13 protein-coding genes and 1 pseudogene are annotated in these 13773 nt (G+C 30.6%); all 14 read right to left on the minus strand.

Features of this window, described 5'->3' with window-relative positions; genetic code table 11:
• Positions 1–282: 282 nt before the first annotated feature.
• Positions 283–804 (minus strand): hypothetical protein, encoded by a 522-nt coding sequence (locus tag PW52_RS07820; RefSeq protein ID WP_131453987.1) that lies wholly within the window; start codon positions 802–804, stop codon positions 283–285.
• Positions 805–848: 44 nt separating this feature from the next.
• Positions 849–2027, minus strand: a complete 1179-nt coding sequence (locus PW52_RS07825; protein WP_082050867.1) for a serine hydrolase domain-containing protein — start codon at positions 2025–2027, stop codon at positions 849–851.
• Positions 2028–2039: 12 nt separating this feature from the next.
• Positions 2040–2624: a hypothetical protein gene (locus tag PW52_RS07830; protein ID WP_044632384.1), complete on the minus strand. Its 585-nt coding sequence runs from the start codon at positions 2622–2624 to the stop codon at positions 2040–2042.
• Positions 2621–3091: a BP74-related protein gene (locus PW52_RS07835; RefSeq protein ID WP_131453988.1), complete on the minus strand. Its 471-nt coding sequence runs from the start codon at positions 3089–3091 to the stop codon at positions 2621–2623. Before PW52_RS07835 ends, PW52_RS07830 begins: the two co-directional genes overlap by 4 nt.
• A 42-nt stretch (positions 3092–3133) precedes the next feature.
• Positions 3134–3919 carry a sterol desaturase family protein gene (locus PW52_RS07840; protein ID WP_044632385.1) on the minus strand — a complete coding sequence of 262 codons (786 nt, stop codon included), beginning with the start codon at positions 3917–3919 and terminating at the stop codon, positions 3134–3136.
• 76 nt (positions 3920–3995) lie between these two features.
• Positions 3996–4562 carry a Crp/Fnr family transcriptional regulator gene (locus tag PW52_RS07845; protein WP_052823427.1) on the minus strand — a complete coding sequence of 189 codons (567 nt, stop codon included), beginning with the start codon at positions 4560–4562 and terminating at the stop codon, positions 3996–3998.
• 181 nt (positions 4563–4743) lie between these two features.
• Positions 4744–4989 (minus strand): annotated as a pseudogene (locus tag PW52_RS17370) (tyrosine-type recombinase/integrase); the annotation flags it as partial.
• 224 nt (positions 4990–5213) lie between these two features.
• Entirely contained in the window at positions 5214–5633 is a 420-nt protein-coding gene (locus tag PW52_RS07855) for a hypothetical protein (protein ID WP_044632387.1), read from the minus strand.
• Positions 5630–9019 carry a 2-oxoacid:acceptor oxidoreductase family protein gene (locus PW52_RS07860; RefSeq protein ID WP_044632388.1) on the minus strand — a complete coding sequence of 1130 codons (3390 nt, stop codon included), beginning with the start codon at positions 9017–9019 and terminating at the stop codon, positions 5630–5632. The genes PW52_RS07855 and PW52_RS07860 overlap by 4 nt, the downstream gene beginning before the upstream one ends.
• Positions 9020–9101: 82 nt before the next feature.
• On the minus strand, positions 9102–9656 hold the full coding sequence (locus PW52_RS07865) for an OsmC family protein (RefSeq protein WP_044632389.1): 555 nt from the start codon (positions 9654–9656) through the stop codon (positions 9102–9104).
• A 172-nt stretch (positions 9657–9828) separates the two neighbouring features.
• Positions 9829–11313 carry a pyridoxal phosphate-dependent decarboxylase family protein gene (locus tag PW52_RS07870; RefSeq protein ID WP_044632390.1) on the minus strand — a complete coding sequence of 495 codons (1485 nt, stop codon included), beginning with the start codon at positions 11311–11313 and terminating at the stop codon, positions 9829–9831.
• A 29-nt stretch (positions 11314–11342) separates the two neighbouring features.
• Positions 11343–11690: a hypothetical protein gene (locus PW52_RS07875; RefSeq protein ID WP_044632391.1), complete on the minus strand. Its 348-nt coding sequence runs from the start codon at positions 11688–11690 to the stop codon at positions 11343–11345.
• Positions 11691–11986: 296 nt separating this feature from the next.
• Entirely contained in the window at positions 11987–12853 is an 867-nt protein-coding gene (locus PW52_RS07880) for a helix-turn-helix domain-containing protein (RefSeq protein ID WP_044632392.1), read from the minus strand.
• 29 nt (positions 12854–12882) lie between these two features.
• On the minus strand, positions 12883–13752 hold the full coding sequence (locus tag PW52_RS07885; RefSeq protein ID WP_044632393.1) for a helix-turn-helix domain-containing protein: 870 nt from the start codon (positions 13750–13752) through the stop codon (positions 12883–12885).
• Positions 13753–13773: the final 21 nt, after the last annotated feature.

Consider the following 13773-nt stretch of genomic DNA (forward strand, 5'->3'; position numbering starts at 1 on the left):
ACGAGAAGTAGCTAAAAATAGCTGTAAGTAATATTGGAATACTTAATACAGCATCTACTTTTGTTGTTAGTAAATTATTAAAGAAGTATTTTCTTCCTAGAACTATATAAGCTAGGTGTAAAATAAAGCCAAGACAAAAAGTGATTGTTGAAAATATTTTAAAGTATATTAGAGATTTCATTTGTCATATTAAATAATTGAATACTGATAGTGTTCTTGTTTATTGTAGTTATTAAATTATTAGCCCAATAATATTATTTCTTTTAAATTGTGCAATCCTTTTTATTCTATTATTTTTTTAAGCTCAATAGTGAAATTATTATTGAAGGTTAGAATGCCTTCTTCAAAATCTTTATAACTTACTTCTCCAACTAAAGAAACAGTACCTTCCATGCCTTCAAACTCAAAAGATGTATTTATTACATTATTTTCTGTTGGTGTATATGATGTATTGAAATTAAGATTTTGAACAGGAGGTTGTATTTCTTGAAAAACTGAGCTTTCAGCTTGAATAGTTCCACGACCATCAATACTAATTAATGTAATAACTCTAGAAGTAATTGTTCCATCGCTAGGTACTTGCATCTCTATTACGCAATCCTCAAGCGTTCCTATTGTATTTTTAGTATCTAAGTCTATAAGATTCATCAAATAACAATCTGCTTCTAAAACCTCTCCCGTTATTGGATGGGTAAAAGTTTTAGATTGAGCAACTGCCGTTCCTTTACCAATAACTTTCAATTGTATTATTTCAGGTTCTGGTTGAATTGGGCAATCATCATTATGACATGATACGATTAACAAAGCAGTAATTAACAACTCTGCAATTTTAATAGTTTTCATAATTTTTATTCTTTAGTTTTATTTATAATTTTTTCCATTGCTTGTTTTGATGATACCAATGGCTCAATTTTACCATAGTTGCTGTTTGATGCATAAACAATTGTAGTATTATCGCTTGGGAAATAAAACATATTTGCGTCATAACCAATCGCATTTCCACTATGCATATATGCAATGCCTTTAGGGGTTTCAATTTTAAATATTCCTAAGCCATAACTTATTGGAAAAAAATCTACTTCTACTTCTTTAGGTGTTTTCCAAGTCAACATTTGGTTCAATGAGTTTGCGTTAATTATTTCTCCATTCATTAAGGCTCTAAAAAAAACATTCATGTCATAAACATTTGAAATTAGACCTCCATCTGCAGTGTAGTAATCCCAACCACTATAATATGTGCTTTCAATCACATTTAAATTACTGTACAAATCAACATAGCCTCTAACAATGCCTTCTGGTACTGGGTTCTTACCTGCAAATTGTGTATTGATTAATCCTAGTGGTTCAAAAATATTTTCATCAAATACCTGATATAATGGTTTGCCTTCTAATTTTTCTATTAAAAGACCAAGTAAAATATAACCTGTGTTAGAGTATCGTACATCTTCATCTGGCTCAAAGTATGGGGACTCGTTATAGGAGTATTTTAAAAGCTCATGGGCGTTCCATTCTTTTACTAAATTGTTGAGGGATGCCGTTTGGAACTGCAAACTGTGGATATAATTATTTATACCACTAGAATGTTGCATTAATTGGCGAATTGTTGCTTTTTCAGCATTTTTTATTTTATTAATGTTATCGCCATTTAGATAATTGGAAATTTTATCATCAATATTCAATTTACCTTCTTCCTGCAATTTTAATATTACAGTTGCAGTAACCATTTTCACTATAGAACCTACTCTTGTAATATTGCAGGATTTCATATCTATATTATTGTGCAAATCAGCCTTTCCACTTGCTCCTAACCAAATACCATTACTGCTATAAACTGACATTGCAACGCCCACAACTCCTTTACTCGTCATATCGTCCAAAACAGATTGATATACTAAATTGTTTGGATTGACTTGACTCAAATCATTAAAATTATAATTGCAATTGTAAGATTCTGGCTTAATATCCTCTCCTTTTGTACAAGCTGTCAATAGGCATAAGAAGAGAAAAAACAAACTTATTTTTTTCATTTGATAATTAATTTAAATAAAGATTTTTGTTCCGATATGAATATTTACGTGTGACATAATATCTATAAACCCTGGAGAATAAGGATATTCAATCCAAGACTGGTAACGAATAAAGATTTTTGGGCTATTCTTGTTTTTATTTAAATAATATCCAAGATCCAAAGACAAGGAAGGATAAAATCTAGAGTTTCCTTTGTCAACTTTTTTAATATATTGACCATTTGAAAATGTAAACTCATCAGAAGTTGCAAAGGTGTGCATATATCCAACCCCTAAAAGTCCTTGTAAGGCAAGTCCAAATTTTAATCGGTATTCATATCCAAACTCTGTATTTAATCCAATTCCTTGAGCTAAATAATTATGGTAGAAATAACTAATATTTGCTGTTTGAAATAATCGGGAATGTTCTTTAACCTTATAATTAAATTCTGTTCCTAATTGAATTCCAGGATGTATTGGTGTTGTTATAAACCTTGTAAACGGAACAGCAGTTGATTCATTAAAAAATGATATATTTATTGGGATTCCTTTCTCTTGCCCTAACAATATTGCTGGAAAACTGAAAGCAAGGAGTAATATGGCTATATATTTATTCATAACTCTTCAATTTCTTCTACAACTCTATTACTCCAGCCACCATAACTTCCTAGATTATCCACATAATTAGTCAACTCAACATCAGAATAAGGGCAACCATCATAAATTTCGATACCTAATTCAACCATTTCCCATGAATCTTCAATAAAATGCCAATTAAATAAATGTGCCCCATTTTTATTGTAACCTTGGTTTCCGCTTTCAATTTTACCCAATGGAAAAAGTAGTCTTGATTCAATAGGTAGATTTAACTGCTCTAAACACTTTTGAATAACTTTTGGGTCTGAAGTCGCAGCAACAAAAGATGTATCTTGCCAATTACCATGGTTGCTTTCAGGGCAACTTTGGAATCTAAAATAGCGTTTTGATAACTCTGGTGTAGTCTTGTTATCATCATTACTACATGATGTTAACATCATAAAGGAAGTAAAAATTAATACATTAAATCTTATTAATATTTTTTTCATAATTTTTCTTTTTATAGTCTATTCTTTCTTATTTTTTTTGAATTACTTTTTATTAGTTAAAGGGTTTGACACATCTTTGAACAAGAACATATCTTTAATTCGGCTTGATGCACCATCGTAAAAACCTGTTTCCTTTTGATAATTTTTAGGGTTTTGAAAAGTCCCAAATATCATATCAATTAGCGGTAAATCAGCATAATTATTTTTGTGAATCCCCTTACCATGATGAATGGAATGACTCTCTGGACGTTGAATAATATAACCTATCCAACGAGGCGTTTTAATATTCGCATGTTGAAAAAATGCTAAAAAATTTATCACCAAAAGCACTACTGTTATTGATTCTGGCGATATTCCAATAAATAAGGCTAAACTTAAACTTCCCATTAAAGTGAAACCAATAGCATCTAGCGGGCTATGAAAGAGCGCTCCATAAGTATCCAATCTTTCTGCACTATGGTGTAATTGATGAAAAGTTCTCCAAAGAAAATCAAATTTATGCATGGTTATGTGATATGCATATACCGCTAGTTCATAAACAAAAAGTCCAATTAGTGACCCCGTAAATACACCCAAATGACTTAAATCAATAAGTTGAAAATTAATTAAATAAGGATCTGTTAACAAAGGCAGGTACGAAGCCACAAAAAAGAATATAGTAAAAAAGGTAAGCCCTTTTAATTTCCAAAATTTTACTTTTGGAAGTTGTCTAGCAGGAAAAATGGCTTCCCATACCATTAAAATCAAGTAAATTCCAAGAATAATTAAAGATAAAGGATCCGTTAAAATTTCAAGTGGTGTTGGTAAATCAGAAATTAAATTTTGCATAATAAATAGTTTAATATTTGAGTTGCAAAACTAAAAGCAACTTAAATATTAAACTAAAAATTAGACTTGACCTATGTTAGGAATTTATTTTCTTTCTTATTCGACTTAAACTCTCTGGATGAATCCCTAAATATTTCGCAATTTTATTTACAGGAATTTCAGAAATATATTGAGATCTAGATTGAAACATTTCAACATAAAGTTCTTCAGCTGTTTTTGTCAAGAAGTTTTTTTCTCTATCAGATTTTCTAATATAGCCTTGTTCTGTACAAATCCTCCCAAATTTATTTGCTTCTAATGAAGATTCATAAGCAAGCATTAAATCACTTTTTTTAACAACTTCCATTTCACAATTCATTAAAGCTTTTATTTGTACATCTGTTGGTTCTTGTGTTAAAAAAGACGTATAACCACAAATTAATTCGTTTTCAAAAAAGAAGTCAATTACTTTTTCTGTCATATAGCTTTTTATCGTCATTTCAGCAATCCCTGAATTTATAAAGTATATTTTATCTTCAATGTGATTATACTCTGTAATTAATGATCCTTTTTTGAACGAAGTTTTTCCAACAGAAAAAGGAATCTCTTTACACGATTTATGAGCTGTATCTAATATTTTATTATAAAATTCTAGAAAATTCACTTTTATTAAAAATAGTTAGACAAATATACAATTTTAGTCACATCTACTAGTTTGTTTAATTTTGATAAAAAATAATACATAATTAGAAATATAAAGTAACATTTGGATATAAATTTATATATAACTTAGGACGGAAATAACCTAAAACAATTTTATGAAACATTTAAAGCTAACATATTTTTTAAAATTTATTTTTTAAACTTTGTATATCCTCACTAACTTTTCTTTCTACTACTTTTGCATAAATTTGGGTAGTAGCTATTTTAAAATGTCCAAACAACTTTGACACAGTTTCAATGGGCACATCATTCCTTAATTTTACTGTAGTGGCAAATGTATGGCGCGCTATGTGAAACGTTAAGTTCTTTTTAATTTTGCATAAGTCTGCAATTTCTTTTAGGTACGAGTTGAGCTTTTGATTTAAAATTATTAGCTACTGTGGTTTCTCTCAACCGTTCAAGGTGTCGTTTAGTTATTTTTATCCCCTTTTCTGCTTTGAGAAGTACGTCATCAATTTCTGATTCGATTATATTGATTTCTGTCTTTAAGTTTTCGATTAACTTTTTCAATTTTAATAGCGTTATTTGTCAATGAAATTTTGTAAAACAAAATCATACTTATGTTTTTGGCTCTCTCAAATAAGGCCAAACATCAAACTATATCTTCCTTTGTGTTTAATTGACCAATAAATGTATGTTTTCTGATTTTTTCTTCTTTAATGATAAACGTATCTGATGCTATTGAGATACTTAACAAAGGCGAATGTGCGTGCCAAACTATATAAGCAACTTCGTTTTCAATAATCATTTTATCTAGTATCAAAACAGTATTACCTTTTGAAAAATGTTTAGCCAATTCGCACATAAACTCTTTAATCTCTTTAAGCCCCTTATACGTTTTTACCAGTGTAATAATTATTGATTTATTCGTGTAATTTGACATTATTCCATCAATATCATTTTGAAATAATGAATTTAAATAGTGCAATACTGTCCTTTCTGACAAAGCACTAATTTCATCAGTTACAATAGACACGTTACCCATTTTTATATTGTTAAATCCTTTATTCATTCCACTGTCAAGGATTGGAGTTTTTTAAATCGATGGTCTATTTTATGCTGGATATGACTTATCAATAAACTATTTGATTGATTTTCAGCTTTCAAAAACTTGGTAAATCGTTTTTCTGACTTTAAATAATCTTTAATATTAATTGATGGGTTTTCAGAATCTAGTTGAAATGAGCTCGATTTTCTAGGGTCATTTCTATATAATAACCACTGACCAGAAGCAACAGCGTTTTTGTGATACTGACTTGGGTTTTTCATATCGATACCATGTGATTCACTATGACAATAAGCCATTATAATAGATGGTCCATTAAAACTTTCTGCGTCGTTAAAGGCTTTCAAAGTTTGTTCTTGATCAGCACCAATCGCCACAGAAGCCACATAAACATTGTCGTAATTCATAAGCATGAATCCTAAATCTTTCTTCTGCTTTTGTTTACCATCAAATGAAAATTTTGCTTCAGCTCCAAATGGTGTCGATTTCGATGTTTGTCCTCCTGTATTATCATAGACTTCGTTATCTAAAACAAGAATATTTACGTTTTCTCCAGAAGCTATAACGTGGTCTAATCCACCAAAACCTATATCATAAGCCCAACCATCTCCGCCGACAATCCAAACACTTTTTTTGACTAAATTATCAGCAACTTGTAATAATTGTTTCGCTTCAAAAGCAGTCCTGTTTTTTAACTGTTCTTTTAAAAGTCCTATTCGATCTCGTTGATCACTTATTTCAATTTCAGTTTGTTGAGTCGCATTTAGAATATTAGTAACCAAATCGAAATCTAGTTTAGAACTCAGTTTTTTTAATAGCTCTCTTGCTTGTGCTTCCTGTTGATTAATTGATAACCGAAAACCAAGTCCGAACTCAGCATTATCTTCAAAAAGTGAATTTGACCACGCAGGACCTTGTCCTTTATTGTTTTTTGACCAAGGCGTTGTGGGCAATGCACCGCCAAAAATAGAACTTGATCCAGTTGCATTTGCAACCAAAAGCCTATCTCCAAACAATTGCGATAGTAATTTTAAATATGGTGCTTCTCCACAACCTTCTACTCCATTTGAATACTTAAATAATGGTGCTTGCAGTTGTTGTTGACTTACTTTTGTGCGGTCTATTTTTGTTCTATCAAATTCTAGAATCGTTTCAAAACAATTCCAATGATTAATATCATGGACTTCTTTTTCTTTAATAGATAAGGCGTTAGCAGAACAAGCATCTATACAATTATTACAGCTATTACATTGTTCTGAATTGATCTGAATGGTATAGTTTAATAAATCAAATTCATTAGCATGTGTACGCTTGAAATTATTAGGCAAATACTCTAAAAAACTATTGTCAAACACTTTTATACGTAATGCTGACTGTGGACAAGCCATACTACAAGCACCACATTGCGTACAAGTTTCTGCGTCCCAATTTGGCATATATTCTGATGCCTGAATCGAGTTAAATTTTGAAGTGTTGCTTTGGTAAGTTCCATCACATGGCAATAAACTTACTGGAATATCTTCCTCTTTTTCTTTTAACAATTTCCCTAAAAGTGTGTTTGCAAAATCATCGTTGTTCTCAATAGAAATAGTATTGAAGTTGGTTTTATTTGATGTGTCTACTTTTATAATATTTTGAATAATTTCTTCTGGTAATTCTTCTGAAATAAATTCATTATTCAATGCCAAAAACACTGCTTGCAACACTGGAATTGTGTAGTTTTTAACTGAATAAGTGGATTGCAAACTATTAGTGTTTACTATATATAGTGACACATTTTTATCTATAATTTGCTCTTGTATTTTTACTGAAAGTACTTGCCAAAACACATGTGACTCTAATGAAGAATTAACCAAAAGTGTACCATTTGGCTTTATATTATTTAGTGTTGTGTCGTGATTGATGAAATTTCTATTTTGACAAGCAATAAAATCAGCGCTATTAATTAAATATGGTGCTTTTATTGGTGATGTTGCAATTCTTAAATGTGAACTATTTTTAGAGTTCGATTTTTTGTAATCGCATGCTGTGTACGATTGCACAAAATTATTTTCTTGACTTCCAATTAGTTTAGTAAGGTTAGAAATACCTTGTGTGTGTTTTTTTTGATGAAATATTGTTTGATACATTAAAGTATCTAATTGAATATTACTCGAATAATCAAGACTTGTGTTTTTAACATCATCATTTATACCAATGGTAAAATTGTTTTTTGGTTGCTCTTGTTTCAAATTTTGAAAAATGGCTGCAACCATATTTGGTGTGAATTCTTTGGATGATAAACCATATCGTCCTCCAACTATTCTTGGAAACGTTAGAATTTCTTTTGTTTGAAATACTTCAGAAACAGATTGAACGATATCTAAATATAATGGCCCTCCTGTTGAACCTGGTTCTTTTGTTCTATCTAAAACAGCAATAGATTTTACTGTTTTAGGCAACACTTTAATGAGGTGTTTTGTGCTAAATGGCCTAAATAATCGCACTTTTATAAGTCCGTGTTTTTCGCCTTTAGCGTTTAAAAACTTGATGGTTTCTTCAATAGTTTCAGTTGAAGACGCCATAGAAATAATAAGATGTTCTGCTTCTGCATGACCTACATAATCGAAGAGTTTGTATTGTCTTCCGGTTAATTCCGCGAAAGCGTTCATTTTATCTTGTACAATATCTGGACAAACATCATAAAAAGGATTGATGGCTTCTCTACTTTGAAAAAACACATCTGGTCCTTGTGAAGTTCCTCTAATTACAGGATTATTAGGATTAAGAGCGCGTTCTCTATGTGATTTTATATCTTTATTATTCATCATAAATTGAATTACTTTATCAGTAATTATATCAATTTTAGATATTTCGTGTGATGTTCTAAACCCATCAAAGAAATGTACAAAAGGCACTTTTGATTGTAATGTTGCTGCTTGAGAAATTAAAGCAAAATCTTGCGCTTCTTGTACTGAAGCACTACCTAACATGGCGTAACCAGATTGACGAACTGCCATAATATCACTATGGTCACCAAATACAGAAAGTGCATGCGTAGCAATACTTCTGGTAGCAACATGAATGACATTTGGTGTTAATTCGCCTGCAATTTTATACATGTTTGGCAACATTAACAATAAACCTTGTGATGCTGTGAACGTAGTTGATAATGAACCCGTTTGCAAAGCTCCATGCATTGCTCCTGCAACTCCTGCTTCACTTTGCATTTCGAAAGTTTTTGGAATACTACCAAAAATATTTCGTCGTTTTTCGGCACTCCATTGTTCCACCAACTCACTCATTTCAGATGCTGGCGTAATTGGATAAATAGGACAAACCTCATTGGTTTTATACGCTATTTTTGCAACCGCCTGATTTGCATTTACAATATGATAAATTGGTGTTTTCATTGTTAATTTTGGCTTGTTTTTGATTGAATTAAAAAAGGCTGCTACAAAATGAGCAGCCTTTTTTAGAATAGGAATGCCTTAATTACTCTTTTACAATTTCAATTGAAACTGGTGTTGGATTAGTAATCATATCGAATACTGGTGAGAATTTTGCTAATTGCTCTAATTGCTCTGCAGATGCATCCGATTTCACTTTTAATGTAAATTTAATACCATCAAATCCCATACGTACTTCAGGATCTAAACCTAAAAAGCCATGTAAATCTACTCCACCTTTAATGTTAGATTCAGCGCTTTCAATATCAATTCCGTTGGCAGCTGCGTGATAAACCATCGCTCCAGTTAAACAAGAACTTAAAGCATGTAACACCACTTCTGGAGGTGTTGGTGCTTCATCTTGCCCTAATAATACTTGAGGATGGCTACATTCTAAAGAGAATGTTTCTTGACGAGATTCGTCTTCGGCTCCTACGCCATAAAATCCTTTGATATTAGACACACAATGTCCACCATCTATCCAATTGTTTTTTGCTCTGAACTGAAATTTTGCCAATTCTGGATTGGTTTGTACTGCACCAATAGTTTCAACTAATTGATCTACGTTTACTCCGTTTTTAATGTTTGCTGTTGTAATCATTGTTTTAAAAATTTAAATTATTATTATTTGTTTGGTACAAATGTATTGTGATTTCAAAGCGTAGAATTTACTCTAAAGTTCAAATTGTTTGGTTAAAAGTTCAAAGCAAAAAAAAAGACCATCTTTTTACAGATAATCTTGGTTTTTAGTTGGTTTAAGTTTTTATAATGACTTATTTTGATAGTAATTCTTTATGTAATTTTCGTCCTTCAGTGACTACAATATCAATGATTTCCTCAATGTCTTTTTTAGAAGTTCTAAAGTTTACGATACAACTCCTTAAACAATAGGTATTATGAACAATTGCATTAGACACAAAAACTTTTCCACCTTGTTGCAAATTATTTACTAAGGCTTCATTTAATTTGTTTAGATAGGCTTCATTATCTTTAATGTCTTTCGATATTTCTGTAGGTATATATCTAAATGTTGTGATACTTAAATTTTGAGTTATGGCTTCTAATTCTGGATGCTTATCAGATAATCTGTATAGAAGTCTTGATAATTCAATATCTTCATTAATCATTTCTCTATAGCCTTTTCTTCCTACTTGCTGAAGCATTAACCATATTTTCAAAGCTCTAAATCCGCGTGAATTTTGAAGTCCGTATTCATAAAAATTCTGTTCCGCATTTTCGGTCGCAAAATTATAATATTCAGGATGTGAACTATAAGCATCTACTAAATGTTTGGGATTTTTCACCAAGGTGCAACCTGCTTCTAACGGACTATATAACCATTTATGAGGGTCGATAGCAATAGAATCTGCGTCTTTAATCCCTTTAAATGCCATTTCTAACTCTGGAAGAATATTTGCTGGTACTCCATACGCACCATCTATATGAAACCAAAGATGATATAATTTACAAATTGCTGCAATACCCTCTAGATCATCAACTGTCCCAGTACTAACATCGCCTGCTGTACCTACTACAAAAAAAGGTTCATGACCATCTATAATATCTGTGGTGATCGCTAATTCTAAAGCTTCCAAATTCATTTTATTATCGGCATCTGTTTCAATCCATCTAATTGCATTTGTTCCATGTCCGAACAGAATTGCTGCCTTATCAATCCATGTATGCGTAGATTTAGAACAATACATCATTAATTTTTTTGAATTAGAATTAATTCCATTTTCTTTTATATCAGATGGAGCTTTTGCTGTTCTTGCAGCAAGAAATGCGGTGAAGTTTGCCATATTTCCACCACTGACTAACACACCTCCATAATCTGAAGAGACACCTATAAACTCAGCTAACCATTGAATGGTTTGTTTCTCAATTTCTGTTGCCATTGGACCTAAAGCAAATGCGCCAACATTTGGGTTTACGGTTGCGGCTAGCATATCACCTAAAGCACCAATTGGAGCAGCAGAACCTGTGATGTAACCCATAAATTTTGGATGACCATTAAATAAGGAATGGTTAAATAATAAATCAGTCGCTTTACTTAATAATGTTTCCGCTGGCATACCACTTTCAGGAAATGATTTATTACCTAACAGACCTTGTAATTGCTTTGGTTTTTCGCCTGTTGTTACAGGTTTATTAGCTATAGTTTCATTAAACTCAGAAATACTTTCGATTAATTTGTAACCTAAAGATTTATATTCTTTCGATGATATTTCTAAAGGTGCTTTTCTATGCTTTTCCATAGTATTCGGATTATTTTTCAAAGTAATAGTTATGCTGCAGTATTTAAAATACGTTCTAGGTTTGTGAAAATGGAATTAATAATCAAGTTATTCCTTTTTTTCGACAATGAGAACATTGTTTTAATTTCTAGAAATAAGGTGTTTATTTGTTCTTTAGAATACGCCTTATTTTCTAATGCCATTCGAATTTTTTGAATACTTTGATAATCATTATCCTCATTAAACTCATTATAAATTTTATCAAATTCTGGCTTCTTAATTTCAAATCTACTATAGTCTATATTTTGTATTGATACTGTATAATCGGTATTTATAAAAAACAGTAATAAATATATTTTTATATCTGTTTTTGACCAATTTGAATTATTTTTTTCCATTATATTTAGAGTTGATTTTTAATAAGGACGTACTTAAAGCATGCTTTGTATATACTTTATTAAAGCTTTCATGAAGAGGTATTGAATAAACATATAGCCAAAAAATGTTATACAAGAAATAGCAAATACTACTTTTAGAATGCATAAATAGTGGGGTTGAATGAAAGTAAATACACTGTCCATAATTTTAAGTTTGAATTACAGGACAAATGTATCTTGACTTTAAAGTGTTGGATTTTCTTTAAAGTTCAATTAATTTGGTAAAAAGTTCAAGTGTAAAAAACCTATAGAATTTACTACTGAAGATGTAGTTTTCTATACTGGTTTGGTGGATAATTATATTTTTCCTTAAAGCTACTATTAAAGTGAGACGTGTTTTTAAAACCGCACTCCCAACATACATCGTTAATATTTAACTCTACGTTTTGAAGTAGTAATTTAGCATATTCAAGGCGCTTATTATTTAACCATTTCCCTGGTGTTTCTTTAAAATGATTTTGAAAATCTCTTTTAAAAGTTGAGAGACTTCTTCCTGTTAAGCGTGCAAATTCTTTAAGTTGTAAATCACAATGAAAATTTTTCTTCATAATATTTTCAAGGTTAGATTTTTCGACTTGCTTCAGCGAACAAAAATAATTAACAAGATCTTGATTTTTGGGATTTAAGGCAATGTTATAAAAAAGTTCATGAAATTTCATTTCTACTAAACTCGTAGGGATTTTATCTCCTTGATTCATGTAATTGAATACCGAAATAAATAAAGCATTTAACGAATCACCTACCTCAATTGGGTAAATTTGATTATTCAATACCTCCGATTTATTAGGTCTTACTACCTGCTCGTTGTTCTTAACAAATCGTCGAATAAAATCTTCTGTAATAAAAAACAGCATCACACAATAGTCATTATCAAAATACTGTTTGGTATTGTAAACACCTTGTTTTATAAACACTGCTTCACCTTGCGCTATTTGATAGGTTTTTTCTAATGCTGTCCAATCTTTTTTACCTTTAATTACATAATTTAGGATAGGCACATCTGTCCACAACTTAAAGTTTTCAACATCAAGTGGACACTTATATTCAACAAACATATAGTCTTCTCCCATAAGTTTGTTGTATTTTGGATGTTTACTAAAATATTTAAACACATCTACTGCCATCACTCTAAATTAATAAAAAATTATATGATCTATTTTTGAAAATATTGCTTTCTATACTGATTAGGTGGAAGTTGGTACTTTTCTTTAAAACTACTATTGAAGTGTGAGGTGTTTTTAAAACCACTTTCCCAGCATATATCGTTAATATTTAGTTCTTCGTTTTGAAGTAGTAATTTAGCATATTCAAGACGTTTGTTATTTAGCCATTTCCCTGGTGTTTCTTTAAAGTGATTCTGAAAATCTCTTTTAAAGGTTGAGAGGCTTCTACCTGATAATCGTGCGTAGTCTTCCAAATTTAAATCACTTTGAAAGTTTTTCATCATGACGTCGATAAGATTTGTTTTCTCAACGTGTTGAATAGAATTAAAAAGCCCAATTAACTCTTTATTTGAAGGGTTCAATGAAATATTAAAAAGAAGTTCTTTAAATTTCATTTCTACTAAACCTCTTGGTATTTCCTTTCCTGTTTTTAAATAATTAAAAACAGTTAAGAAGAGAGAACGCAATGGATCGTTAACATCAATCTCATAAATTTGATTTTTAAGATAATCCACAGAGACTTTAGGAATTGATTCATGATACTCTTTACAAAATCGTCTAACAAAATCATCCGTTATAAAAAACAGTAAACTACAGTAATCTTCTTCAAAATATTGTTTGGTATTATAAACACCTTTCCTAATAAAAAGAGCATCGCCTTCTTTTGCGTTATAGGTTTTGTCTAAAGCTGTCCAATCTTTCCTTCCACTTACAACATAAGCCAAAAAAGGTATTTCTGTCCATAACTTAAAATTCTCCATTTCTATTGGACAATTAAACTCAACAAACATATAGTCGTCACTAACAAGTTTATTAAAATGAGGTTGTGAAAGAAAGAATTTTTTTAAATTCAGTGCCATAATTCAAATTTAGTGATAAAA

The sequence above is a fragment of the Neotamlana sedimentorum genome, assembly GCF_000943565.1.
GTDB lineage: Bacteria > Bacteroidota > Bacteroidia > Flavobacteriales > Flavobacteriaceae > Neotamlana > Neotamlana sedimentorum.

Coding starts and splice junctions, on each gene's coding strand:
- PW52_RS07825 (WP_082050867.1), bottom strand. CDS start 2,027: ATGAAAAAAATAAGTTTGTTTTTTCTCTTCTTATGCCTATTGACAGCT.
- PW52_RS07830 (WP_044632384.1), bottom strand. CDS start 2,624: ATGAATAAATATATAGCCATATTACTCCTTGCTTTCAGTTTTCCAGCA.
- PW52_RS07835 (WP_131453988.1), bottom strand. CDS start 3,091: ATGAAAAAAATATTAATAAGATTTAATGTATTAATTTTTACTTCCTTT.
- PW52_RS07840 (WP_044632385.1), bottom strand. CDS start 3,919: ATGCAAAATTTAATTTCTGATTTACCAACACCACTTGAAATTTTAACG.
- PW52_RS07855 (WP_044632387.1), bottom strand. CDS start 5,633: ATGAATAAAGGATTTAACAATATAAAAATGGGTAACGTGTCTATTGTA.
- PW52_RS07860 (WP_044632388.1), bottom strand. CDS start 9,019: ATGAAAACACCAATTTATCATATTGTAAATGCAAATCAGGCGGTTGCA.
- PW52_RS07865 (WP_044632389.1), bottom strand. CDS start 9,656: ATGATTACAACAGCAAACATTAAAAACGGAGTAAACGTAGATCAATTA.
- PW52_RS07870 (WP_044632390.1), bottom strand. CDS start 11,313: ATGGAAAAGCATAGAAAAGCACCTTTAGAAATATCATCGAAAGAATAT.
- PW52_RS07875 (WP_044632391.1), bottom strand. CDS start 11,690: ATGGAAAAAAATAATTCAAATTGGTCAAAAACAGATATAAAAATATAT.
- PW52_RS07880 (WP_044632392.1), bottom strand. CDS start 12,853: ATGGCAGTAGATGTGTTTAAATATTTTAGTAAACATCCAAAATACAAC.
- PW52_RS07885 (WP_044632393.1), bottom strand. CDS start 13,752: ATGGCACTGAATTTAAAAAAATTCTTTCTTTCACAACCTCATTTTAAT.